At 65.4% G+C, this 24843-nt stretch carries 22 protein-coding genes; 11 read left to right on the forward strand and 11 right to left on the reverse strand.

Features of this window, described 5'->3' with window-relative positions; genetic code table 11:
• Nucleotides 1-117: 117 nt before the first annotated feature.
• A complete protein-coding gene (mptB, locus tag ACRVY7_RS12375) occupies nucleotides 118-1893 on the reverse strand; it encodes a polyprenol phosphomannose-dependent alpha 1,6 mannosyltransferase MptB (RefSeq protein WP_200903194.1) in 1776 nt (591 codons plus the stop codon).
• A gap of 129 nt (nucleotides 1894-2022) precedes the next feature.
• Between mptB and ACRVY7_RS12380 the strand changes: the two genes are divergently transcribed.
• The 8 genes from ACRVY7_RS12380 (at nucleotide 2023) to ACRVY7_RS12415 (ending at nucleotide 9024) form a co-directional block, all read left to right on the forward strand.
• Nucleotides 2023-2796 (forward strand): helix-turn-helix transcriptional regulator, encoded by a 774-nt coding sequence (locus ACRVY7_RS12380; RefSeq protein WP_049697308.1) that lies wholly within the window; start codon nucleotides 2023-2025, stop codon nucleotides 2794-2796.
• A complete protein-coding gene (gene sufB, locus ACRVY7_RS12385; protein WP_049697309.1) occupies nucleotides 2793-4226 on the forward strand; it encodes a Fe-S cluster assembly protein SufB in 1434 nt (477 codons plus the stop codon). Before ACRVY7_RS12380 ends, sufB begins: the two co-directional genes overlap by 4 nt.
• A complete protein-coding gene (gene sufD, locus ACRVY7_RS12390) occupies nucleotides 4226-5413 on the forward strand; it encodes a Fe-S cluster assembly protein SufD (protein WP_431817254.1) in 1188 nt (395 codons plus the stop codon). Before sufB ends, sufD begins: the two co-directional genes overlap by 1 nt.
• 184 nt (nucleotides 5414-5597) lie before the next feature.
• Nucleotides 5598-6371, forward strand: coding sequence for a Fe-S cluster assembly ATPase SufC (sufC, locus tag ACRVY7_RS12395; protein ID WP_431817255.1), 774 nt, complete (start codon nucleotides 5598-5600; stop codon nucleotides 6369-6371).
• Nucleotides 6372-6374: 3 nt separating this feature from the next.
• Nucleotides 6375-7658 carry a cysteine desulfurase gene (locus ACRVY7_RS12400; protein ID WP_431817256.1) on the forward strand — a complete coding sequence of 428 codons (1284 nt, stop codon included), beginning with the start codon at nucleotides 6375-6377 and terminating at the stop codon, nucleotides 7656-7658.
• A 1-nt stretch (nucleotide 7659) separates the two neighbouring features.
• Nucleotides 7660-8130 (forward strand): Fe-S cluster assembly sulfur transfer protein SufU, encoded by a 471-nt coding sequence (gene sufU, locus ACRVY7_RS12405; protein ID WP_049697313.1) that lies wholly within the window; start codon nucleotides 7660-7662, stop codon nucleotides 8128-8130.
• A complete protein-coding gene (locus ACRVY7_RS12410) occupies nucleotides 8127-8537 on the forward strand; it encodes a metal-sulfur cluster assembly factor (protein WP_049697314.1) in 411 nt (136 codons plus the stop codon). The genes sufU and ACRVY7_RS12410 overlap by 4 nt, the downstream gene beginning before the upstream one ends.
• A 43-nt stretch (nucleotides 8538-8580) precedes the next feature.
• Entirely contained in the window at nucleotides 8581-9024 is a 444-nt protein-coding gene (locus tag ACRVY7_RS12415; protein ID WP_431817513.1) for a DnaJ family domain-containing protein, read from the forward strand.
• Nucleotides 9025-9051: 27 nt separating this feature from the next.
• On the opposite strand, the gene ACRVY7_RS12420 is transcribed toward ACRVY7_RS12415, so the two are convergent.
• Together ACRVY7_RS12420 and ACRVY7_RS12425 are read right to left on the reverse strand one after the other, a co-directional pair.
• Nucleotides 9052-10188 carry a lycopene cyclase family protein gene (locus ACRVY7_RS12420; protein ID WP_431817257.1) on the reverse strand — a complete coding sequence of 379 codons (1137 nt, stop codon included), beginning with the start codon at nucleotides 10186-10188 and terminating at the stop codon, nucleotides 9052-9054.
• The gene (locus ACRVY7_RS12425; protein ID WP_039854571.1) at nucleotides 10185-10961 is read right to left on the reverse strand and encodes an SDR family oxidoreductase; all 777 of its coding nucleotides are present in this window, start codon (nucleotides 10959-10961) and stop codon (nucleotides 10185-10187) included. Before ACRVY7_RS12425 ends, ACRVY7_RS12420 begins: the two co-directional genes overlap by 4 nt.
• A gap of 116 nt (nucleotides 10962-11077) precedes the next feature.
• Here ACRVY7_RS12425 and ACRVY7_RS12430 point away from each other — a divergent pair, with 116 nt between their 5' ends.
• Both ACRVY7_RS12430 and ACRVY7_RS12435 read left to right on the forward strand, forming a co-directional pair.
• Nucleotides 11078-12706: an ABC-F family ATP-binding cassette domain-containing protein gene (locus tag ACRVY7_RS12430; RefSeq protein WP_005202799.1), complete on the forward strand. Its 1629-nt coding sequence runs from the start codon at nucleotides 11078-11080 to the stop codon at nucleotides 12704-12706.
• Between the two features lie 239 nt (nucleotides 12707-12945).
• The gene (locus ACRVY7_RS12435; RefSeq protein ID WP_431817258.1) at nucleotides 12946-14706 is read left to right on the forward strand and encodes a CocE/NonD family hydrolase; all 1761 of its coding nucleotides are present in this window, start codon (nucleotides 12946-12948) and stop codon (nucleotides 14704-14706) included.
• A gap of 16 nt (nucleotides 14707-14722) precedes the next feature.
• Here the strand turns inward: ACRVY7_RS12435 and ACRVY7_RS12440 are convergent, their stop codons facing one another.
• From ACRVY7_RS12440 to ACRVY7_RS12465, 6 genes are all read right to left on the reverse strand, one after another.
• On the reverse strand, nucleotides 14723-15241 hold the full coding sequence (locus ACRVY7_RS12440; RefSeq protein ID WP_431817259.1) for a SpaA isopeptide-forming pilin-related protein: 519 nt from the start codon (nucleotides 15239-15241) through the stop codon (nucleotides 14723-14725).
• A 17-nt stretch (nucleotides 15242-15258) separates the two neighbouring features.
• The gene (locus ACRVY7_RS12445) at nucleotides 15259-15855 is read right to left on the reverse strand and encodes a class F sortase (protein ID WP_431817260.1); all 597 of its coding nucleotides are present in this window, start codon (nucleotides 15853-15855) and stop codon (nucleotides 15259-15261) included.
• On the reverse strand, nucleotides 15852-16802 hold the full coding sequence (locus ACRVY7_RS12450) for an MSCRAMM family protein (protein WP_431817261.1): 951 nt from the start codon (nucleotides 16800-16802) through the stop codon (nucleotides 15852-15854). Before ACRVY7_RS12450 ends, ACRVY7_RS12445 begins: the two co-directional genes overlap by 4 nt.
• 135 nt (nucleotides 16803-16937) lie before the next feature.
• On the reverse strand, nucleotides 16938-17570 hold the full coding sequence (locus ACRVY7_RS12455; protein WP_431817262.1) for a hypothetical protein: 633 nt from the start codon (nucleotides 17568-17570) through the stop codon (nucleotides 16938-16940).
• A gap of 154 nt (nucleotides 17571-17724) precedes the next feature.
• Nucleotides 17725-19269 carry an acyl-CoA synthetase gene (locus tag ACRVY7_RS12460; RefSeq protein ID WP_431817263.1) on the reverse strand — a complete coding sequence of 515 codons (1545 nt, stop codon included), beginning with the start codon at nucleotides 19267-19269 and terminating at the stop codon, nucleotides 17725-17727.
• A gap of 163 nt (nucleotides 19270-19432) precedes the next feature.
• Nucleotides 19433-19990: a TetR/AcrR family transcriptional regulator gene (locus ACRVY7_RS12465; RefSeq protein WP_431817264.1), complete on the reverse strand. Its 558-nt coding sequence runs from the start codon at nucleotides 19988-19990 to the stop codon at nucleotides 19433-19435.
• Nucleotides 19991-20079: 89 nt separating this feature from the next.
• Between ACRVY7_RS12465 and ACRVY7_RS12470 the strand changes: the two genes are divergently transcribed.
• Nucleotides 20080-20934 carry an alpha/beta hydrolase gene (locus ACRVY7_RS12470; RefSeq protein WP_431817265.1) on the forward strand — a complete coding sequence of 285 codons (855 nt, stop codon included), beginning with the start codon at nucleotides 20080-20082 and terminating at the stop codon, nucleotides 20932-20934.
• Here the strand turns inward: ACRVY7_RS12470 and ACRVY7_RS12475 are convergent.
• Together ACRVY7_RS12475 and ACRVY7_RS12480 are read right to left on the reverse strand one after the other, a co-directional pair.
• Complete coding sequence (locus ACRVY7_RS12475; RefSeq protein WP_005202820.1) at nucleotides 20929-21507, reverse strand: TetR/AcrR family transcriptional regulator; 579 nt, start codon at nucleotides 21505-21507, stop codon at nucleotides 20929-20931. The genes ACRVY7_RS12470 and ACRVY7_RS12475 overlap by 6 nt on opposite strands.
• Nucleotides 21508-21520: 13 nt before the next feature.
• Entirely contained in the window at nucleotides 21521-24355 is a 2835-nt protein-coding gene (locus ACRVY7_RS12480) for an aconitate hydratase (RefSeq protein WP_431817266.1), read from the reverse strand.
• Between the last annotated feature and the right edge of the window lie 488 nt (nucleotides 24356-24843).

Consider the following 24843-nt stretch of genomic DNA (forward strand, 5'->3'; position numbering starts at 1 on the left):
GGATCGTCTGCCGGAGATGGTGAAGGTGAAGCCGTGCTGCGCACACGCCAAGACTATGCGTTGAGGGGTGCTGGAGAGAAAACGGTGTTCCCTCGGACACCCCCGTGCCCGACGTCGTCACGTGTCGGCGTTCGACGACGACCGTCGGCGTCTGTGCCGGGTGAACGGCAGATCTTCGAAGAACAGCGCCGTCAGGACCGCGACCATGATCACACCGGCGAGCAGTCCTTGCGCGAGCACAACGCCGCTCGTGTTGGAGCTGGTCGGCATGACGACGATCGCGATGATCGCCGACGCCGCGATGCTCAGTACGCGGAACCACGGGCCGGTCGCCCACGCGGCGAGCGGGATGACGGCCCACAACAGGTACCAGGCCTGCACGAACGGGAAGAACAAGACGACGGTCGCCATCGCGATGCCGAGACCGCCGAGCGGGTGTAGTCGTCCGGCGAGCGTCGCCAGCATCCAGCGGACGACGAAGATCGCGGCGATGAGCTGCCCGATCGGTCGCGCGACGTCGAGGATGGCCTGCGTCTGATCGCCGAGGCCGAGCCACACGCCGACCCTGCCCGTGCTCACCGACATCAACGTCGGCATCGACATCCAGGATCTAACGATCTCGCCCGTCGACAGCGTCGTGGTCCAGCCGAAACCGAGTCCTGTGCCTAGACAAATGCCCACGACGACTATGGCGAGAATCACGAAGAGAAAGCCTGCCGACGCCGCGAGTGCGCGCACGGAATCGCGCGAGCGCGACCACCAGGTACTCACCGGAGCATGACGAAGCGCGGGCAGAGTGGCGCCCCACCGTCTCGCGAGGGCGATACCGACGAATCCGAGGGCGAGCATCGATGTGACCTTCACCATGGACGACGCCGCGATCACCGCCGTGCCGGCGATGAGCATCCACCCGGCTTGGGTCGGCCAGAATCCGGAGCCCCGCAACCTCCCGCTGCTGTAGATCCCCGCGAAACACAGCTCCAATCCGACGAGCATCAGGCCGAGCATGAGTGCCTCGTTGTGGATGCCTCCGACGAGGTGCAGGATCACGAGCGGATTCATCGCGCCGAGCCAGAGCGCGGCAACTCCCGACACCCCGCAGCGCCGTGCGAGGCGGGGTAGCGCCCAGACGATCAAGCCCACCCCGAGCAGCGCAACGAGTCGATGCAGGAAGATCGCCGCGGTGATGTTGTCGCCGGTGATCTTGGTGATGCCCTCACCGATCCAGATGAAGAACGGGCCATAGGGTGCGGGGGTGTCTCGCCAGAGGTTGGGCACCGATCGCGTCAGGACGTCGTCGACGCCGAGTCCGCGGACGGGGCTCACCGAGTACGGATCCATGCCGCGTTCGGCGATGGCGCTCTGTGCCAGGTACGAGTAGATGTCCTTGCTGAGCAGCGGGGGAGCAACGAGGATCGGGGCGATCCAGAGCAGCAGCGTGCTGTCGGCCTGGCGGCGGGTCATGCGCCGCTGCGGGCTTCGACCTTCGAGCACCTCCACGCTGAACCTGCCGACCGCGAAGCGTCCGATCATCAGCCACGCGACGACGAGCATCAGCGTTCCGCCGATCGACATCGTCAGCGCCGTGCTCCACATTCGGGACGGCAGCGACAGGAGGCGCATCCCGGCGACGGGATTCTGCAGCACGGGGATCTGGCCGGTACCCAGCGAACCGATCAGCAGGAGCACCGAACCGGTGGCTCCGAAAATCTTGATCCGGAAGAGGCGTCGATTCTCTTCCGCGTTGAGTGGGCCGACTTCCTGCTCGGTCTCGTGCAGTGTCGCCACCGACCGGCCGTAGCCGCCGGGCGTATCGGAATCCGTGTCGGCTGGTCGGGCAGACTTCAGCCCGAGGTACGTCGCGGCACGACGCAGGACACTGGTTTCAGGCACGAGACGACTGTAATGGTTGCCGCCTCGCGGTCCTCCGATGCCGCACCTGAGCACCGTGCGGGCCAACCCCTTAGGTCACCCTTGCTGGAAGCCGGGAAGCAATTACGTCACACTGGCGTTGTGAAAACCATGCGGAGTGATGCAGTGCTGTCTGCCGACAGCGCCCGTCCCGGTGTGGTCGCCGATCCAGGAGCCATGCATGCCGACGGGCAGACGCGTGCTGCCGTGGTGTCGCTGCTCGTCGAAGACGGGCCGCTGACCGCGGGAGAGATCGCCGAGCGGTTGGGTATCAGTCCAGCAGGCGTGCGTCGTCATCTCGACGCTCTCGTCGATGCCGGTGATGCCGAACACGCCTCGCCCGGTTTCGGCCGGGGCGGCGAGCGCGGTCGGGGCAGGCCGGCGAAGTGGTTCCAACTGACGGCGACCGGCCGCGGAAAGCTTCAACACGCATACGACGATCTCGCCGGAGCTGCCATGCGCAAACTCCGCGACATCGCCGGCGAGGAAGCGATCGGTGAGTTCGCGCGCGACCGCATCGAGGGCATCGTCGACGGGGTACGTCCCGTCGCGGAGTCCGGTTCTGTCGCCGACACCGTCGAAGAGATCGCCGACGCCCTCACCAGCGCGGGTTACGCCGCCAACACCAGGTTGGTCGGCTCCGGCGTCCAGATCTGCCAGCATCACTGCCCCGTGGCACACGTCGCGGCGGAGTTCCCCGAGCTCTGTGAGGCAGAAACCGCGGCGTTCACCGAGCTTCTCGGTACGCACGTACAACGTCTCGCGACGATCGCCAACGGCGATTGCGCGTGTACAACGCATGTCCCCCTGATGATCGGCGACAACCAGCCCGGCAATGACGCCGTCGCCGACCCGAAGCAGACGAGTCGAAAGGCCCAGCGATGACAGTTACAGATGGACAGGCTCCATTGACCCAAGAGGAGACCATCGCCTCACTCGGCACGTACGGATACGGGTGGGCCGATTCCGACGTCGCTGGAGCGAGCGCGCAGCGTGGACTCTCCGACGCCGTGGTCGCCGACATCTCGTCGAAGAAGAGCGAACCGGAGTGGATGCTCGAGAACCGCCTCAAGGCGCTGCGCATCTTCGACCGCAAGCCCATGCCGCACTGGGGCGCCGAGCTCGACGGCATCGACTTCGACAACATCAAGTACTTCGTGCGCTCGACCGAGAAGCAGGCCGCTTCCTGGGAAGACCTGCCCGAGGACATCAAGAACACCTACGACAGGCTCGGCATCCCCGAGGCCGAGAAGCAGCGTCTCGTCGCAGGTGTCGCCGCTCAGTACGAGTCCGAGGTGGTCTACCACCAGATCCGTGAGGATCTCGAGCAGCAGGGTGTGATCTTCCTCGACACCGACACCGGTCTCAAGGAGCATCCCGAGCTCTTCCGCGAGTACTTCGGATCGGTCATCCCGGCAGGCGACAACAAGTTCTCCGCGCTGAACACCGCGGTGTGGTCGGGCGGATCGTTCATCTACGTGCCCCCGGGCGTGCACGTCGACATCCCGCTGCAGGCCTACTTCCGGATCAACACCGAGAATATGGGCCAGTTCGAGCGGACGCTGATCATCGTCGACGAGGGTGCCTACGTGCACTACGTCGAGGGTTGTACCGCGCCGATCTACAAGACCGACTCACTGCACTCGGCCGTGGTCGAGATCATCGTGAAGAAGGGCGGACGCTGCCGCTACACCACCATCCAGAACTGGTCGAACAACGTCTACAACCTGGTCACCAAGCGTGCCAAGGCTGAGGCGGGCGCCACGATGGAGTGGATCGACGGCAACATCGGCTCGAAGGTCACGATGAAGTACCCGGCCGTCTGGCTCACAGGCGAGTACGCCAAGGGCGAGGTGCTCTCCGTCGCATTCGCCGGTGAGGGTCAGCATCAGGACACGGGTTCCAAGATGGTCCACCTCGCGCCGCACACCTCGAGCAACATCGTCTCCAAGTCGGTCGCGCGTGGCGGTGGACGAGCCTCCTACCGCGGCTTGATCAAGGTCAACAACGGTGCGCACGGCAGCCGTTCGACGGTGAAGTGCGACGCACTGCTCGTCGACACCATCAGCCGCAGCGACACCTACCCGTACGTCGACATCCGCGAGGACGACGTCACGATGGGTCACGAGGCCACCGTCTCCAAGGTCAGCGACGATCAGCTCTTCTACCTGATGAGTCGCGGACTGACCGAGGACGAGGCGATGGCCATGGTCGTGCGTGGATTCGTCGAGCCCATCGCGAAGGAACTCCCGATGGAGTACGCACTCGAACTCAACCGCCTCATCGAACTTCAGATGGAAGGAGCCGTCGGCTGATGGCTGATCCGACAATCCCGGTCTCGGTTCCGGGCAGCACACTCGCGCCCGTCAACAAGGGCGAACTGTTCACCTCATTCGACGTCGAGGCGTTCGAGGTTCCCAGCTCACGTGAAGAGGCGTGGCGATTCACCCCGTTCCGACGCTTGCGCGGCCTGCACGATGGCAGCGCGACGGCCGACGGACAGGCGACTGTCTCGGTCACCGGCGCCGGTGACGGCGTCACCGTCGAGACCGTCGGGCGCGACGACAAGCGACTCGGACAGGGCGGAGTCCCGTTCGATCGCATTGCGGCGCAGGCATATTCGTCCTTCGACGAGGCCACGGTCGTCACCGTCGCCCGCGAGGTCGAGGTCGCCGACCCGATCGTGATCACGCTCGAGGGTCCCGGCGTCGACAAGACGGCGTTCGGTCACGTGCAGATCCGCCTCGAGGCATTCGCGCGCGCCGTCGTCGTTCTCGATCAGAAGGGCAGCGGAACCTACGCGGAGAACGTCGAATTCATCGTCGACGACCAAGCCGCGCTGACGGTCGTCAATGTCCACGACTGGGCCGACGACGCCGTGCACGTCGCAACGCACCACATTAAGGTGGGTCGCGATTCCGTACTGCGTCACTTCGCGATCAGCCTCGGCGGCGACCTCGTCCGCCTCTCACCGCTGGTCCGCTACGCGGCGCCGGGCGGCGACGTCGAACTCTGGGGTCTGTACTTCGCCGATGCCGGACAGCATCTCGAACAGCGACTCCTCATCGACCACAACCAGCCGAACTGCCGCTCCAACGTGGTGTACAAGGGTGCGCTGCAAGGAGATCCGTCCGGCGACCGCAGTCGTGAGGCGCATACGGTCTGGATCGGCGACGTGCTGATCCGTCCGGAAGCCGAGGGCACCGACACCTTCGAGCTCAACCGCAACCTGCTGCTCACCGACAACGCGCGCGCCGACTCGGTGCCGAACCTCGAGATCGAGACCGGCGAGATCGTCGGCGCGGGCCACGCCAGCGCCACCGGCCGGTTCGACGACGAGCAGCTGTTCTACCTGCAGGCCCGCGGCATTCCGGAAGACCAGGCCCGACGCCTCGTCATCCGTGGATTCTTCGGCGAGGTCATCGCCAAGATCACGGTGCCCGAGCTGCGCGAACGTCTCTCCGCCGCAATCGAACACGAACTCGAGATCTCCGGTGCCTGATCGCGCTTCAACCAGCTGATCGAGCATGTCGAGACCGAACCCGCTGATCGAGACCGAACCCGCTGATCGAGACCGAACCCGCTGATCGAGACCGAACCCGCTGATCGAGACCGAACCCGCTGATCCGAGACCGAACCCGCTGATCGAGCTTGTCGAGATCACCCAGCCCCAGAAAGAAAGCCACATGAGCACACTCGAAATCCGTGACCTGCACGTCGACGTCGCGCAGTCCGACACCGACGCCGAGCCGATCCACATCCTCAAAGGCGTCGACCTCACCGTGAAGTCGGGGGAGACCCACGCACTGATGGGCCCCAACGGCTCCGGCAAGTCGACGCTCTCCTACGCCATCGCAGGCCACCCGAAGTACACGGTCACCAGCGGCACCATCACCCTCGACGGTGAGGATGTGCTGGAGATGAGTGTCGACGAGCGCGCCCGCGCAGGTCTGTTCCTCGCGATGCAGTACCCCGTCGAGGTTCCCGGCGTCTCGATGTCGAACTTCCTGCGCACAGCGGCGACCGCGGTCCGTGGCGAGGCTCCCAAGCTGCGCCACTGGGTCAAGGAGACCAAGGAAGCGATGACCGCGCTCGACATCGATCCGTCGTTCGCCGAGCGCTCGGTCAACGAGGGCTTCTCCGGTGGCGAGAAGAAGCGCCACGAAATCCTGCAGCTCGACCTGCTCAAGCCGAAGTTCGCGATTCTCGACGAGACCGACTCCGGCCTCGACGTCGACGCCCTGCGCGTTGTCAGCGAGGGCGTGAACACGTACAAGGCGGAGGAGAACGGCGGCATTCTGCTGATCACGCACTACACGCGAATCCTGCGCTACATCAAGCCGGACTTCGTGCACGTGTTTGTCAACGGTCGCGTCGTCGAATCCGGTGGCCCCGAACTGGCCGACGAGCTCGAAGAGAACGGTTACGTCCGCTTCACGACGGCTGCTGCGGCGGGCTGAGTCATGTCGACGGAGACCGTGGCCGATCAGGCTTCGACGCTCGACGTCGACGCCATCCGTGCCGATTTCCCGATTCTGTCTCGCACCGTTCGCGACGGAAAGCCGTTGGTCTACCTCGATTCCGGTGCCACCTCGCAGCGTCCGGTCCAGGTGCTCGATGCCGAGCGTGAGTTCCTGACGACCCATAACGCCGCGGTGCATCGTGGCGCGCATCAGCTCGCCGAGGAAGCCACCGACGACTACGAGGGTGCCCGCGAGAAGATTGCCGCCTTTGTGGGTGTCACCGCACCCGAGACGGTGTTCACGAAGAACGCCACCGAGTCGCTGAACCTGGTCACCTACACGCTCGGCGATGACCGCAGCGCTCCGCTGTTCGGAGGCCGCCAACTCGGCGAGGGCGACACAGTCGTCATCACCGAGCTCGAACACCACGCGAATCTCGTTCCGTGGCAAGAGCTGTGCCGACGCACGGGCGCCACCCTGCGCTGGTACGGGGTGACCGACGACGGTCGCATCGACCTCGATTCACTCGAGCTCGACGACACCGTGAAGGTCGTCGCGTTCACGCACCAGTCCAACGTGACCGGTGCCGTGGCCGACGTCGACGAGTTGGTTCGCCGCGCACGTGCTGTCGGTGCGCTCGTCGTGCTCGACGCCTGCCAGTCGGTTCCGCACATGCCCGTCGATTTCCGTGCCCTCGACGTCGACTTCGCGGCGTTCTCCGGACACAAGATGCTCGGACCGTCGGGTGTCGGCGTGCTGTACGGCAAAGCGGAACTTCTGGCCGCGCTGCCGCCGTTCATCACCGGCGGATCGATGATCGAGACCGTCACGATGGAGGCAACCACCTACGCCGATCCGCCTCAGCGGTTCGAGGCAGGCGTGCCGATGACCTCGCAGGTCGTCGGACTCGGTGCAGCGGTCGACTACTTGTCGGCGATCGGGATGGACGCTGTTGCCGCGCATGAGCATTCGCTCGTCGAGCATGCATTGCGCTCGCTCGGTGAGATCGATGGACTGCGCATCGTCGGACCGAACACGACCGAAAACCGTGGCGGCGCAGTCTCGTTCGTCGTCGACGGCATTCACGCACACGACCTCGGACAGATCCTCGACGACGAGGGTGTCGCGATCCGCGTCGGACATCATTGCGCGTGGCCACTGCACCGACGTTTCGGAGTTGCCGCGACGGCTCGTGCGTCGTTCGCGGTGTACAACACGCACGACGAGGTCGACGCTCTCGCCGCGGCAATCGTCAAGGCGCAGAAGTTCTTCGGGGTCGTCTGACATGCGTATGGAGCAGATGTATCAGGACGTGATCCTCGATCACTACAAGCACCCGCACGGCCGCGGGCTGCGCGAGCCGTTCGGCGCAGAGGTCCATCACGTCAACCCGACATGTGGTGACGAGGTGACCCTGCGCGTCGCGCTGTCCGACGACGGCAACACCGTCACCGACATCTCCTACGACGGGCAGGGCTGCTCGATCTCGCAGGCGTCGACATCGGTGCTGTTTGACCAGCTCGAGGGTGCCAGCGTCGACGACGCGCTGGCCACGGTCGCGTCGTTCAACGCGATGATGACTTCGCGCGGCTCCGACGAGGGCGACGAAGACATCATCGGCGACGGCATCGCGTTCGCCGGAGTGAGCAAGTATCCGGCACGCGTCAAATGTGCACTGCTGGGCTGGATGGCGTTCAAGGACGCCCTGGCGCAGTCGGTGGAAGAACGTGAATCAGAACAGGTGGAAGCCCCATGACCGAACAGCCTTTGGCAGATACTGCCGCAGTCGAGACGCCCCCTGTCGAGACGCCCGCGGCTGACGCGCCCGTCAGCGCGCCGAGCACCTCGTTGCCCCAGCTCGAGGACGTCGAGGAAGCGATGCGCGACGTCGTCGACCCCGAGCTCGGAATCAACGTCGTCGATCTCGGACTCGTCTACGGCATCGAGGTCACCGACGACGCCGTCGCCAAGATCGACATGACCCTGACGTCGGCGGCGTGTCCGCTGACCGACGTGATCGAGGACCAGTCACGCGCAGCGCTCATCGGCAGCGGCCTGTGCACCGAGTTGGAGATCAACTGGGTGTGGCTGCCGCCGTGGGGCCCCGACAAGATCACCGACGACGGCCGCGAGCAGCTACGCGCGCTGGGCTTCACTGTCTGAGCCGTCGGAGACACGGTGACAGGACACCCCGGTGCCTGAACACATGGACGAACCCGAAGGACGGTTTCGTCGTGTCCGCCGCTGGAAGCCGCCCACGTACGAAACGCGCGTGGAGAAGATGATCCGCGAGGCCACCGAGCGGGGCGAGTTCGACAACCTGCCGGGCATGGGCAAGCCGCTCGACCTCTCCGATACCGACGACCCCGACTGGTGGGTCAAGCGCAAGATCCGCGACGAAGGACTTGATTCGACGGCCCTGCTGCCCGCCTCGCTGCAACTCCGCAAAGAGGCGCAAGGGTTTCCCGATTCCCTGGCCGACATCGCCGACGAATCAGCGGTGCGCGATATCCTCGCCGATTTCAATCGCCGTGTGCGCGAAGCACATCTGACGACGCGGGCCGGACTCCCGTCGGTCGTCACTGCCCACGTCGTCGACGTTGACGAGATCGTCGAGCAGTGGCGGGCGCTCAGGCCGGGACGTCGGTGACCCTGACGGCACCGCTCGCCTGACCGGTCACACGTCGGACCAGCCGTGACCGGTCGCCGCACCGCGGGCGATCGTCATCCTGGTTCGCATTCCGACGCCCTTGACCACGCGGCCCATCGCCTCGAGTGTGCCCGCGAGGTTGTCGCGCTCGCTGAGGTAGCTGCGTTGGGCGCTGATCGGCATGGTGAAGAAGGCATCGAAGAAGTCGAGGGTCTGCTCGGCCGAGAGATCCAGCAGCGCCGAGAGGCCGCGGATTCGGAGTTCGTGTACCGAACGTGCCGATGCCGGCCACAGCGCGGCCTTCGGGTCCTCGCCGTCCGCGATCGCGACCGCGACGGTGTCGGCACAGGCGAGGGAGGTGGCGACGCTGTAGCCCGTCGTCGGATTCTTCATCCCACCCGCCGCGCCGAACCGGAAGACCGGGTCGCGCCACGGCGTCGTCGACGCGCCGACGAGCGGAAAGTTCACCACCTCGGTGCGGAGCACGGTCGGTTCGTGGTCGCCCAATCGAAAGCGCAGGCGGTGTTCGAGGTCTGGGATCGACAGCGCGGGATGCCCTGCGAGACAGGTCTCTTCGAGCAGCACAGTCCCATCACCGAGCGGCACGGCGTAGAGAAACGACGGTAGTGGTGAGCCTGCGGCACCGAGCTGGCGAGGACTCGCCCAGTCCATGAGCAGAGCGCCCGTGCCGCCGAGTACCGCCTCCGCGTCCGTCGCGTCGACGACGATCCCGAACGCGGTCTGGTACGGGGCGTCGTGCGGCAGCGCACCTCGACAGTCGACGATCTGGTCGGCCTGGACGACCGAACCGTCAGCGCACACCACCCGATCAGCCGACACCGACGTCGCGGCCGACGCCACCAGCGCCACGCCGTCGAGGTTCAATTCGGTTGCGAGAGCGACATTGTCGAGAACCGTGTATCCGCGGGCGATCTCGTGACGGGTTCGCGCAGACACCTGCACGGCGTCGGTCTGCGCTGCTATCGCGTTGTCGCTCAACCAGTTCGGCAGTTCGTCGGTCCATGCCGCATAGGTGGCGTGCCACGCCCTGTCCGGGTGGGGATCGACGAGAGTGGTATCCACCCCGTGGTGGCGCAGGCGATGGGCCAGGCCCCTGCCCGCCGGACCGCCGCCGACCACCACCGCCGAACGGGACACGGTCACATCGATCCGGTGGCCAACAGTCCGCCGTCGACCTGCAAGGTCTGACCGGTGATCCACGACGCGTTGTCGCTGACGAGGAAGGCGGCAGCCTGCGCGATGTCTTCCGGGTTGCCGAGTCGGCGCAGCGGGTAGCCGGCAATCGCGCGCTCTTCGTTGTCGCCCGCGATGAGTGCGTCGGCGAACTTCGTCTTGACGATGGCAGGCGCGATCGCGTTGACGCGGATCTGCTTGGGCCCGAGTTCCCACGCGAGCTCCGCGGTCAGGCGGATCAACGCGGCTTTCGACGCCCCGTAGGCGGCGATGACTCCGGTGGAGCGGATTCCGGCGACCGAGGCGATGTTGAGCACAGCTCCTCCTGATTCGGCCATGCCTGCCCGATATGCCTCCTGCACGAACCCGAGGGCGGCGACCACGTTCGTGTCGAAGATCTTGCGCACCGCGTCGAGATCGGCGTCGACGAGAGGCCCATACGTCGGGTTGATTCCCGTGTTGTTGACCAGTATGTCGATTCCGCCCCCGAGCCGCACCGCGGTCGCAACGGCGTCGGCCCGATGAGCGGCGTCGCCGGTGTTGCCGGGACAGATGTCGACCTTCGCCCCGTCGACCGCAGTCCGGATCGACTCGGCCGCCTGCTGCAGCGGTTCGGGTTTACGGCCGGTGATGACCACCGTGGCGCCTCGACGGGCGAGTTCGGTGGCGATGGCCAATCCAATGCCGCGGCTCGCGCCGGTGACGAGTGCGGATCGCCCGGTGAGATCGGGTGTCGGCAACATTCCGGTGGGTTCAGCTGTGCGTTCGGTCACCCTGCCACCGTATCGAGCGACGTGAGGAAGTCGCGGCCGCCCGGGGTGGAAAAACCACGGGCCTGCGCACAGTAGACTGGACCGTCGTGATCACCGCGACCGACCTGGAAGTTCGAGCGGGCGCTCGGACCCTGCTGTCGGCGCCCGGCTCAGCTCTGCGTATTCAACCCGGCGACCGGATCGGCCTCGTCGGCCGCAATGGCGCAGGTAAGACGACCTCGCTGCGCATTCTCGCGGGCGAGACCGAACCCTACGCGGGGACGGTGACCAGGACCGGCGATCTCGGCTACCTGCCGCAGGACCCCAAAGAAGGCGACCTCGACGTAGTCGCACGCGATCGAGTGCTGTCCGCGCGTGGCCTCGACGACATCATGCATCAGATGGAGAAGCAGCAGGCGTTGATGGCCGAGGCCGCCGACGACAAGGTGCGCGACAAGGCTGTCGCACGCTACGGCCGTCTCGAAGAGCGCTTCTCCGACCTCGGCGGCTACGTCGCCGAGTCCGAGGCCGCGCGCATCTGCAACAGCCTCGGATTGCCCGACCGCGTGCTCGGCCAGCCGCTGCGCACGCTCTCGGGCGGACAGCGCCGTCGCATCGAGCTCGCCCGCATCCTGTTCGCAGCCTCCGACGGCTCGGGCAAATCTGCGACGACGCTGCTCCTCGACGAGCCGACCAACCACCTCGACGCCGACTCGATCACCTGGCTGCGCAGCTTCCTGCAGAACCACGAGGGCGGACTCGTGGTGATCAGCCACGACGTCGACCTGCTGGCCGACGTGGTCAACAAGGTGTGGTTCCTCGACGCCGTCCGCGGCGAAGCCGACGTCTACAACATGGGCTGGAAGCGCTACCTCGACGCACGCGCAACCGACGAGCAGCGTCGTAAGCGTGAGCGCGCCAATGCGGAGAAGAAGGCGTCCGCGCTGCGCGCACAGGCGGCAAAGCTCGGCGCCAAGGCCACGAAAGCCACTGCGGCACAACAGATGCTCAAGCGCGCCGATCGCATGATCGATTCCCTCGACGAGGAGCAGGTGGCCGACCGCACCGCCCGGATTCGCTTCCCGGAGCCCGCGGCGTGTGGCAAGACGCCGCTGATGGCGTCGGGGCTGAGCAAGTCCTACGGCTCGCTCGAGATCTTCACCGGCGTCGACCTCGCGATCGACAAGGGCAGTCGTGTGGTCGTGCTCGGACTCAACGGTGCCGGTAAGACCACCCTGCTCAAGGTGCTCGCCGGTGTCGAGGCGTCGGATACGGGCTCGCTAGAGCCCGGCTACGGACTCAAGATCGGCTACTTCGCGCAGGAGCACGACACCCTCGACGACATGGCGACGGTGTGGGAGAACATTCGGCACGCCGCGCCCGACGCAGGCGAACAGGATCTTCGTAGCCTGCTCGGTGCCTTCATGTTCACCGGACCTCAGCTCGACCAACCCGCAGGCACGCTGTCCGGTGGTGAGAAGACGCGACTGTCGCTGGCAGGACTCGTGTCGTCGGCGGCCAACGTGCTGCTGCTCGACGAGCCGACCAACAACCTCGACCCGATCTCGCGCGAGCAGGTGCTCGACGCCCTGCGCAGCTACACCGGCGCCGTGGTCCTCGTTACTCACGACCCCGGTGCCGCGGCGGCGCTCGATCCGCAACGCGTGATTCTTCTGCCCGACGGCACCGAAGACCACTGGAGCGACGAATACCAGGAGCTCATCGAGCTCGCGTGACGCGCAGATCACTCCCTTTTTCTCGTCGTGATTGCGCTCCCATCTCTGCTGTGAGGTGAATCGCTGCCCAAGTGGCGTGGACGCACTGCCAATCTTCATTAGCCGTGCAAGGTTTGTCTGAGCGTCACGAATCATTCATGTGAGCGCCCGGTATCCACCTCACCTAGGAGTAAAGCGTCCGTGCGGCAACCTTTGCGATCGCTCATCCTTTTCCTCGCTGCACGGTTCGGGGAGGTCCGGTGACGGCGGCGCATCGTCGCCGTTCGTGGCTCGTCGCGGCGATCGCCGCGCTGACTGTGTCCGCAGGGTTCGTGGTGCCGACCGGAGCCGCCCAGGCGGCCCCAATGCAGTCCGAGAATGTCGCCTGGGCGCCGGGGGCGCATTGGTCGCAGGCCTACATCCCCGAGAAGGACGGCACCGTCCTTCACGCCGACATCTTGCGGCCCGCGCACCTGTCCGCTAGCGCGAAGACGCCCGTAATCCTCAGTGTCAGTCCGTATTTCAATCATTCGGGCTCCGGTGGCGTCGCCGGTGCGCTCGACGGATTCACCTATAAGCCCCTTCCGCCCGCACAGCCGAACGACAGATTCTCCGATCTGGTCACCCAGGGTGACCTCATGCGCAAGGGGTATACCTACGTGATGGTCGACCTCCGAGGATTCGGAGGGAGTACGGGATGCCTGGATTACGACGGGCCGGGTGAGCAGGCCGACGTGCGCGCAGCGGTGGAGTGGGCAGCGAGTCAGCCGTGGTCGACCGGCGCTGTGGGCATGTACGGCAAGTCCTACGATGGCAACACCGGGATCATGGGAACGGCACTGGCCCCGAAGGGGCTGCGCGCGGTGGTCGCGCAAGAGCCGATGTACGACGGCTATCGCTACCTGTATCAAAACGGTGTGCGCTACCTGAACTCGCTCTACATGGGGATCTGGTACGACCAGATTGCCTCGGCGTCGGGGGTGCCGTTCGGCGACGACGCGCGCTACATGAAGTCCTCGCTGTATGAGCTCCAGCATCCGGAGTGCTTGTCGCGCAACGCATCAGCGCAGATGGCTGATTCGGATCACAACTCGTCGTACTGGCGGGAGCGGGGCTTCGCCGAGGCCGCCCACGACTCGCCGGTGCCGCTGTTTCTCACCCAGGGCCTGATCGAGAACAACACGTGGCCCGACGGGTTATACGAGACGATCGCCGGGCGCAAGGCTCCGACGAGGGCGTGGCTGGGCATGTGGGACCACGTGCGCGGCAACGAGACCGCCGCCGACGGGCGACTGGCGATGGGGCGACCCGGATGGTTCGCCGAGGTGATGCGCTGGTACGACAGGTATCTCAAGGGCACTGACGTCGCAAGCGATCCGTCCATCGTCGTGGAGGACAACACCGGGTCGTGGCGTGCGCAGCCGTCGTGGCCGATGCAGACGTCCACGCAGACGGTCGCACTTCCGACCGGAAGCTATCGTGACGGCGTCACGGCAGTCGGCTCATACGGAACCCAGGCTTCGGAGATCTCGGCGCCGTCAGGACTCGATCGCAACCCGGGACTGTGGCGGGTCAGCGCGCCGGTCAGCAGGTCCGTCCGCATCTCGGGGGCGCCACAGGTGTCGGTGCGCACGACGACCGCTCAGGCGGGCGCGCATCTGGTTGTCGACCTCTACGATCTCCCCCCATCCGTGCAGGCGACTCGGATCACCCGTGCCGCATCGGTTCTCGAACGCGGCGCCGCGACGACGACATTCCGGTTGCTCCCCAACGACTGGTTGGTGGCGCCTGGGCACCGCCTCGGAATACGCATCGTGAACACCAACTCCGAGCTCTATCTGCCGTCGCGCAGCAGTGCGACGGTCACGGTGACCGGTGGAACGTTGTCTCTGCCCATCGATGCCCACAGGTGGCCGCCAACCGTGGGTGGCCGATCGGTGTTCCTCGACGACTACCTGGCCGTGGCTGGCCGCTACACGCTGCCCGCCGGCACACCGACGGATCAGTGGGTGATCAAGTAGGAGAGGCTGGCAAGCATCAGGGCCGCTCCGTCGGTCCGGCCACGATGCCCGACAACTGCACGCGCTTGCCGACGTCCCGCGTGCTGACGTGACCGACGGGAGTGGCCAGAATCTCGTGATGATCGGTGGCATCGGACTCGACGTGCATCGTTCCCGACGCGCCGTTCGCGATGTATCCGCTGGGAGCTGCTACCTCGCGAGCGCGGTAGCAGCCCGTCGGCAGCGAACGAATCAGCAGTCCCTGTGCATCGGTGACACCTGAGCCACGGGGTTGCCCGGCGCACGTCGTGATCGCGAACCGCGCGCCCGGCAGCGGGTGGCCGTCGATGCGGTCGCGGACTGCGATCCGCAGTTGGCCCGACCCGTCGTCGAATCCGCCCTTGCGGTCGACGCCGGTTCCGATGGATCGACTCGGTTGCTGGTCGCGCGTCGTCACGGTGAACGTTCCCGAACCGGGTGTGGCCGAGGCGGCCGCCGACGCTCCGACGATTCCGGCAAGCGTCATTGCGCCGACGACCGTGAGAGTCGTTGTCACACGGACGAATCGGCCGTTCATGCTCGCGTCGCCCAGGCGATGATGTTGTCGGCGTAGCCGAGTGGGGGACCGACGAACGCCCCGCCGCACGTGACAAGGGCGAGGGTTTCCGGACCGTCGAGGCGGTTGAGTTCCTCTGCGGGAAAGCCCTCCTCCTTGTCGGCCTTCTGGACATTACGCACCCGGTAGTGGACGGTCTCACCCTTCGCGGTGGTGACCGCGACATCGGTTCCCGGTGTGAGAGAACTGAACCGGGCGGCGAAGCCACGCCCCTGCGAGGCCTCGTCGACGTGGCCGGTCACGACGATTGTGCCCTTGCCCGATCCGGGTAACGCCGAATCGACCCACCAGCCGAGACGATGGACGTCCTGTGGCGGCAGGAGCGCACCGGTCGTATCCGTCGCAACCGCATCGGTGACAGCGGAATCACCGCCGACCTCAATACTTTTCGGTGCGGCCGGCTCGTCGGTGCGTGCGGCAACGGGTGCGGGTAGCTGGGTCTGCGCAGACGGTGTTGCCACGGACGATTCGCTCGTGCGTGTCGAGCAGCCGACGAGAAGCGTCAGACTCAGAGCCAGCAGGCAGAACAGTGTGCGTATCGGCGTGGTTTTCATGGTCGATCCACCGGTCCCGACGGAATCGACGACAGCGATGTCCTGCCCGACGGATTGCGGTCGGTCACGTGGTCGACGGGGGTGTTGTAGACCGTCACCGTCGACACCTTGTCGGTGGACACGTCGACGGTGTACGAGCGACCCTCGGGCACATAGCCTTTCGGTGCCGCCGTCTCCTTGACGCGGTAGCAGCCCGGTGCCACCTCACGGTTGACCACGCCGCCCTCGCCGGTGGTTTCCCACCCCAACACATCCCCGGAGCAGGTGGACACGACGAAGCTCGCTCCCGGCAGCTTGGCGCCGGTGACTCTGTCGGCCTTGACCACCTGTAGGGTTCCGGAACCATCTCCGCCGCCGTCGGTGCGTGCGAAGGAAATCTGGATATGGTTGCCGAGCAGTCCGAGTTCGACTGTGCCGCTTCCCGAAATCAGCCTCAATCCGTCGGGCCAACTGATCGTCTCGAAACTGTAGGTTCCCACGTTCAGGGTCAGTTCGGCGGGGGCGGTGACCATCGTTACCGCGCCGGTCTCGTTGTTGGTGAGACGTACCCGAGCACCCTGCACCGGCGTGATGCCGTTGGGGTAGGGGATGAATGACGTGACATAGAGGTGTGCGGTCCCGGACTCCGGAGGGGTCGTCGGAGAACTCGGGGTTGTCGACGTCGGCGCTTCGACGGTCGTCGACGGACCGGGGGCGGGGGTACTCGGTACCGACGAACTCGGGACTGACGGATCGGTGGTGGCGGGTGTCGTGGTTGAAGGTGACTGCGTCGTCGGCTGGTCAACCGTCGTGGCGGGTGCGACCGTGGTCGACGAGGTCGACGGGGTTTCCGCCGAACCGACTGCGGGAGCCATCGCAAGGCTGAGCAGGATTCCCGCCGCAAAGGCTGCGGTGCTTGTCCGCGGAGTGCGGAATCTGCTGGGGTGCTTGGGTGATCGTTTCGACATTGGAGTGAGCCTTTCGGTGGGGTGGACGGCCCCGACACCCGTGAAGTCGGGTGGGCCAATCGATTCGTTATCGCCTGCGGCCGTCGGCGGGCGGAAATCATTCACGCGTCGTACGGCCTGTACGTGGCGGTGCATTCACGGCCGGTCGACGGGCCCCGAGGGAATCGAACTCAGCGGAGTGCGTGCGCCCGGATCACGGCCGGGAGCCGAGGGTCCGGGATTCGTTGTTCCCGGGCCTGACGTGCCCTTTGCGGTGAAGTGGATCGTGTAGATGATGTCCCGACCACGCTCGAGTGGAATGTTGAACGACGACGGCCCCACGAGCGTCAGTCCCGCGGGTACTTCGAGCACAAGGACACTCACCGTCCCGGTCGGGGACTGCACGGTCGCGGGCAGGGTCGTGACGTAGGGGTTTACCGCGACCAGACGAACCAACACGCCGTTGACCCCGTCGTGCGCGCCGTCGAGCACGGCATTGATCATCACGGACCCATACGCGACAGGGCTTGTGGGCGTGGACGTTTCGGTGCTCGCGGGTGTGCTCGGTGGGGTCGATGACGAGGGCGGGTTGGTTGTCGGCGGCGTGGTTGTTGTTGGCGGTGTTGTCGTCGGCGGCGTCGTGGTTGTCGGTGCCGTGGTGGATGGGGTGGTCACCGACGGCGCGGTCGTGTCGACGTCGGCGTGGGCACCACCCACCCCGAGAGACAGGCACGCCGCGACGACGATGAGTGTGCTCGAGAAAGAACGGAAATGTGTGACGGTACGCATGAGCGGACTCGCGATCTCCCCGACCCGAATCGGATCACTGTGTGACCCCCGATGTCTGATGAGTCCGAATCGGGAGGGGGATCGTTAACACGCGCGAAGAACCGTTATCGACGCGTTACCTGGTGTCATTCACGCGTTCGACGGCGACCACTGCTCATCTCGACGCCGCATACCGCTTCGTGAGTTCGCCCTTGACCAGCTTGCCGGTGGGTGTACGAGGCAGATCTGCAACGAAATCGACGGAGCGTGGAACCTTGTACCGCGCAAGCGAATCGCCCGCGAAGTCGAGGAGCTCGTCGGCAAGCGTCCGCGAGGCCTCGTACGCCGGATCGAGTTGCACGAGCGCCTTGGCGACCTCGCCGAGGTCGTCATCGGGCACACCGATCACGGCGACGTCGTAGACGGCCGGGTGGTTGATGAGTACGTTCTCGGCTTCTTGGGGATAGATGTTGACGCCGCCGGTGATGATCATGAACGCCTTGCGGTCGGTGAGATAGAGGAAACCCTCATCGTCGACGTAGCCCATGTCGCCTGTTGTTGCCCATGTCGGGTGTTTCGGGTGATACGCCGACGCCGTCTTGCCCGGGTCGTTGTGGTACTCGAAAGCGGGTGTCTCACGCTCGAAATACACGAGGCCGACGTCGCCGACGGGCATCTCGTCGCCGGCGTCGTCGCAGATCCTGATGACGCCCATGCCCGCTCGTCCGACGGAACCGGGATGCGTCAACGCGTCCTCGGGGCCGATGAACGTCGCGCCCGCGGCCTCGGTCGATGCGTAGTATTCGTGGATCACCGGACCCCACCATTCGATCATCGCGCGCTTGACCTCGGCGGGGCACGGGGCTGCGGCGTGGATCGCCACCTTCAGGCTCGACACGTCGTATTTGTCGCGGATATCCGCGGGCAACTTGAGCATCCTGATGAACATCGTCGGCACCCATTGGCTGTGCGTGGCGCGATACTCCTCGACGAGACTCAGTGCTTCCTCCGGCTCGAAGTGGTCCATGAACACCACGGTGCCGCCGACAGAATTGGTGACGCCGCAAAAGCGCAGTGGCGCAGCGTGATACAACGGCGCTGGGGATAGATAGACGCTCTCGGCATCGAATCCGTAGAGCGGGCTGAAGATCGCGGTGTACGCATCGGGGACTTCTGCGACCAAGCCGTCCGGTAGCGGTGTGCGAATCCCCTTGGGGCGTCCCGTGGTTCCCGACGAGTAGAGCATGTCGGTGCCGCGGGGTTCGTCGGTACGCAGCGTGTCCGGTGCTGCCGCCAAGACGTCGTCGTAGGGTTCGAAGCCATCGATGACCCCACCCCACGCGATGCGATGGCCTGTTTCGGCAAGTGCTGCGATTTCGCCGCTCGTCGAGACCGCTTCTGCCACAGCGGCATCGGCAAACAGCACCTTCGCCGCGCTGTCGGTGAGGATGTAGGCGGTTTCGTCCGCGGTCAGGTGATGATTGATCGCGGTGACGTAGAGGCCACTGCGGATCGCTGCCCAGTACACCTCGAACATGTGAAGGTTGTTGCGCGACACCATCGCGATGGTGTCGCCAGGACGTAGCCCGAGTTCGTCGAGGTGGTTCGCCAAGCGCGCGGAGTTGTCATCGAGTTCGCGATAGGTGAGGGCGGTTCCGGTGGCAGCGTCGACTACGGCGGCTTTGTCAGGTGTGGTTGCGGCGATGGTTCCTGGGAACACGACTATCTCCTCGATGACTCGGGATACGGACGATGTCGATTGTGATCGACATCTCATGCGAGATCGTATACCGAGCGATAGTTCGGTGGGGCCGTGATGGGACTTCTGTCGTGTGATTCGGTTGCTCATCGGGTTCGGAATCCGATGGCGGCAGTGATCCGACTCAGCCGAGTCCGACGGAGCGCCGCGCGGCCGAACGAAACGCCGTCATCACGCCGTCGCCATCGAGATAGACACCGACCAACGCGGCGTCACGAAGCAGAACCAACTCGGCGGCAGCCGTGTCGGAGTCTGCGATGCCCGCCGCGTCGCAGAGCGTGCTCAAGGAGGCTCGGAACCATTCGCGGTGGCGTCGCACCACTTGTCGAACCGAGCCATCGGGATCTGGATACTCAGCAGCGGCGTTGATGAACGGACAGCCCCTGGTGTGGTACCGCGTCGCATCGGTCGCAATACCCTCGATCACCGCCCCGAGAAGCTCGCCCGGGGATCCCCCGGCCGTGGTGGCCGCATCGAAGTAACCGCGGATCGTCGCATCTTCCCGATCGAGGTACGCAACGACGAGTGCCTCCTTGCCTGCGAAATGGCGGTACATGGTTGCCCGTGTGACTCCCGCCTCGGCGAGGATGCGGTCGACGCCGACGCCCTTGATGCCCTCCGCGTAGAACAGCCGCGAAGCGGTCTCGACCAGCCTGTCGCGCGGCGCACTAGTGGTGCCCATCACCATCACTCTCCAGTCGTAGGTCTTGACGTATCGAGTGTCGCACCCAAACAATGAACAGAACGTTCGTTCTACCTAGGGATGGCCCCATGACATTGTCATCGATCAGTGTCCGAGAGTCCGGCGACATAGCGACAGCCAATGCGTCGGGCAAACGGCCCGTGGTTTTCGTACACGGGTTGTGGCTCTTGGCCGAAAGTTGGAATCCGTGGCGAGACTTCTTCGATGCCAAGGGTTTCGCGACCGTCGCGGTGGACTGGCCGGGCGACCAGCCGACAACCTCACTCGCCCACGCCCACCCCGAGTCGCTTGACGGCACGTCGATCGCCGACGTCGCCGACCACGTGGCAGCGGTCGTCGCGCAACTCGACGTCGAGCCTGTGCTGATCGGGCACAGCTTCGGCGGGCTCGTGGTGCAGATGGTCGCGGGGCGCGGAGTGGCAGCCGCAACGGTGTCGATCGACCCCGCGCCGAGCCAGGGCGTGCTCCCGCTGCCGGTCTCGACCATCAAGTCCGCGTTGCCGGTGCTGGGCAACCCGTTCACCTTCGGACGGACCGTCACGTTGACCTTCGATCAGTTTCGCTACGGATTCGCCAATGCGGTCGACGAGACTCAGGCACGGGAACTGTACGACGCACAGCACACGCCGGGGCCCGGGCGCCCGCTGTTCCAAGCCGCGACAGCCAACTTCAACCCGTGGGCCAAGACGAAGGTGGACAAGCGCAATCCCGAGCGAGGCCCGATGCTCCTGATTACCGGCGAGAAGGACCATATTGCGCCAGGCGTGATGACTCGAGCGGCGTTCGCGAAGCAACGCACGAATCCGTCAGCGACCGAACTCGTCGAGATTCCCGGCGCCGGTCACTCACTGGTGATCGACGACAATTGGGAACTCGTTGCCCAGAGATCCGCAGACTTCCTTGCACGGCAAGGGATCTCATGACTCCGCGGTGGCGCGCGAGCGCACCGATGCCTCCACGAGATCGAGAACGGCCGACAGGTCGTCGGTAGGACGTCCCGACGCCAATCGGGTGATCAGCCCGTCGAGGACGAGGTCGAGGTAGTCGAGCAGAACGTCGGTGGGGACGTCGTCTCGCAGTCGGCCGGTCTCACGGCCGCGTTCGAGGCGATCGAGCGTGGCCTTCTCGAGTTCAGCCGAGCGTTCCAGCCATGCCGACCGGAACGTCGGGTCGGTGCGGAGCTTGCGCGCGATCTCCAGCCGCGTGCCCAACCAATCGAAATCCTGTGGGCGCGCGAGCATGTCGCGCATGACCTGAACAAGGCCCTGCTCTGCCGCGACGTCGGCCATGCGTTCGGCGTCTTCCCGCGCGAGCGCGAGGAAGAGCGCCTCCTTGTCGCGGAAATGATGAAAGATCGCACCGCGAGAGAGTCCTGTCGACTCCTCGATGCGTTTGACCGTCGCTCCGTCGTAGCCGTACTCCGCGAAGCAATGCCGCGCGCCGTCGAGAATTTCCCGACGACGCGCGGCAAGGCGGTCATCACTGACCTTGGGCACTGCTATCGCCCTGTCAGCTCTTGATCATGTTGCGGAGCACGTACTGCAGGATGCCGCCGTTGCGGTAGTAGTCGGCTTCACCGGGTGTGTCGATGCGCACCTTGGCGTCGAACTCGACCTTCGAGCCGTCTTCCTTGGTGGCGGTGACGTGCACCGTCTTCGGCGTGGTGCCGTTGTTGAGCTCCTCGATGCCGGTGATGTCGAAGGTCTCCGTGCCGTCGAGGCCCAGCGACTTGTGCGACTCGCCCTCGGGGAACTGCAGCGGGATCACGCCCATGCCGATGAGGTTCGAGCGGTGGATGCGCTCGAAGCTCTCGGTGATGACGGCCTTGACGCCCAGCAGGCTGGTGCCCTTGGCTGCCCAGTCACGCGAGCTACCGGTGCCGTACTCCTTGCCGCCGAGCACGACGAGCGGGGTGCCTTCCTTCGCGTAGTTCTGCGCGGCGTCGTAGATGAACGACTGCGGAGCGCCTTCCTGCGTGAAGTCGCGGGTGTAGCCACCGGTGACGTCGACGAGCTGGTTGGCCAGGCGGATGTTGCCGAAGGTCGACCGGATCATCACCTCGTGGTTACCGCGGCGGGCACCCAGCGAGTTGTAGTCCTTGCGAGCCACACCGTGTGCGTCGAGGTACTGCGCGGCGGGCGTGCCGGGCTTGATCGTCGAGGCGGGGGAGATGTGGTCGGTGGTCACCGAGTCGCCGAGCTTCGCGAGCACGCGCGCGCCCTTGATGTCGGAGACCGGATCGGCTTCGAGCTTCATACCGTCGAAGTACGGAGGCTTCCGCACGTAGGTCGACTCGTCGTCCCAGTCGAAGGTCTTGCCCTCGGGGGTCGGCAGGCTCTGCCAGCGCTCGTCGCCCTTGAAGACGTCGGCGTAGTCCTCGGCGTACTGCTCGGGGCTGATCGAGTTCGAGATGGTCTGCGCGATCTCCTCGTTGGTCGGCCAGATGTCCTCAAGGAAGACGTCGTTGCCGTTCTCGTCCTGGCCGAGAGGATCGGACTCGAAGTCGAAGTCCATCGTGCCCGCGAGTGCGTAGGCGATGACCAACGGGGGTGACGCGAGGTAGTTCATCTTCACGTCGGGGTTGATACGACCCTCGAAGTTGCGGTTGCCCGAGAGCACCGCGGTCGCGGTCAGGTCGTTGTCGTTGATCGCCTTCGAGATCTCCTCGGGCAGCGGGCCCGAGTTACCGATACAGGTGGTGCAGCCGTAGCCGACGAGGTAGAAGCCGAGCTTCTCCAGGTACGGCCACAGGCCCGCCTTGTCGTAGTAGCCGGTCACGACCTGCGATCCGGGGGCCATCGAGGTCTTGACCCATGGCTTGGAGGTCAGGCCCTTGTCGACGGCCTTCTTGGCGAGCAGGCCAGCGCCGAGCATGACCGACGGGTTCGACGTGTTGGTGCAGCTCGTGATCGACGCGATCGTCACGATGCCGTGGTCGAGGATCATGTCGCCACGCTCGGTCGACGACACCTTGACGGGCTTCGACGGACGACCCTCAGCACCCTTGCTGGCGTTGTGGGCGGGCTCGTAGCCGTCATCGGCGAACGAGAGCTTCGCGCCATTGGGGTCGATGGCGGGGGAGTCCGAGGCGGGGAAGCTCTCCGCGTTCGACTCGTCGACACCGTTGTAGGCGGGCGTGTTGCCCTCTTCGACGTAGTTGTGGATGTCCTTGCGGAATGCGTTCTTGGCATCCCAGAGCTCGATGCGGTCCTGCGGGCGCTTCGGGCCTGCGATCGACGGGACGACCGTCGACAGGTCGAGCTCGATGTACTCGGAGTACTGCGGCTCGGTGGCGTCCTTCTCCAGCCACATGCCCTGTTCCTTGGCGTATGCCTCGACGAGGGCCAGCGTCTCCGCGCTGCGGCCGGTGAGCTTCAGGTAGTTGATGGTCTCGCCGTCGATCGGGAAGATCGCGCAGGTGGAGCCGAACTCGGGGCTCATGTTGCCGATGGTGGCGCGGTTGGCCAGCGGGACCTCGGCGACGCCATTGCCGTAGAACTCGACGAACTTGCCGACGACGCCGTGCTTGCGCAGCATTTCCGTGATGGTCAGCACGACGTCGGTCGCGGTGACGCCCGGCTTGGCCGCGCCGGTCAGCTTGAAGCCGACGACGCGCGGGATGAGCATCGAAACCGGCTGGCCGAGCATGGCGGCCTCGGCCTCGATACCGCCGACGCCCCATCCGAGCACGCCGAGACCGTTCTGCATCGTGGTGTGCGAGTCGGTGCCGATGCAGGTGTCGGGGTATGCGACCTCGGTGCCCTCGGAGTTGGGGCGAACCATGACCGAGCGGGCGAGGTGCTCGATGTTGACCTGGTGCACGATGCCGGTGCCCGGCGGCACGACGCGGAAGTCGTCGAATGCGCCCTGGCCCCAGCGGAGGAACTTGTAGCGCTCTTCGTTGCGCTGGTACTCGATCTCGACGTTGCGCTCGAATGCCTGCGCGTTGCCGAAGGCCTCGATGATGACGGAGTGGTCGATGACCATCTCAGCGGGTGCGAGCGGGTTGACCTTGTCGGGATCGCCGCCGAGTTCCTTGACCGCGTCGCGCATGGTGGTCAGGTCGACCACACAGGGGACGCCGGTGAAGTCCTGCATGATGACGCGAGCCGGGGTGAACTGGATCTCGATGCTCGGCTCGGCCGAGGGATCCCAGTTGGCGATCGCTTCGATGTGGTCCTTGGTGACGTTCGCGCCGTCTTCGGTGCGAAGCAGGTTCTCGGCGAGGACCTTGAGTGCGTAAGGGAGCTTCTCGGTTCCCTTGACAGCGCTCAGCCGGTAGATCTCATACGACTTGTCGCCCACCTCGAGGGTGCCTTGGGCGCCAAAGGAATTGATACTCACGACTTAATCCACTCTCCTCGTGCCGACGGGCTGCGTCGGCGTCGTTCGACATCTCACGTGTGCGCACGTGGACTGCTTGGCCGGCTCGTCGACGAACGCCGCTCGTCGACTCCGACCGTGACCCGACGGGCTGCGCCGGGTGTTCGAGTGCTGTCGGTGGCGCCGGTGGGTGGTACCGATGCCTCCCTGCCCTCGCGGGGCGGCCACGGGGCCGCCGTGGTCACCGTGTCATCCTAACAGTACGGCTGTACTGTTTACAACACGCGACACGCCCGTTTACCGCCTACCTACAGCATCCTCCATTCTGTCGCATGGCACGAGGCGAGGGTCACGCGGTCGTGTGCGCGTCGGCGACATTTAATGGCTGCGAAACCTTCTCCGGTGACACGCGGGGGTGGGTCCCCGGCCGCGACGACCCATTGGGCAGGATTGTCGTGGCAGCGCGCATGCGGTTCGGAGCATGCGGTAGGTGCACGCAGTTTCGAGCA

Origin of the sequence: Gordonia jacobaea (genome assembly GCF_965344965.1) — a bacterium.
GTDB lineage: Bacteria > Actinomycetota > Actinomycetes > Mycobacteriales > Mycobacteriaceae > Gordonia > Gordonia jacobaea.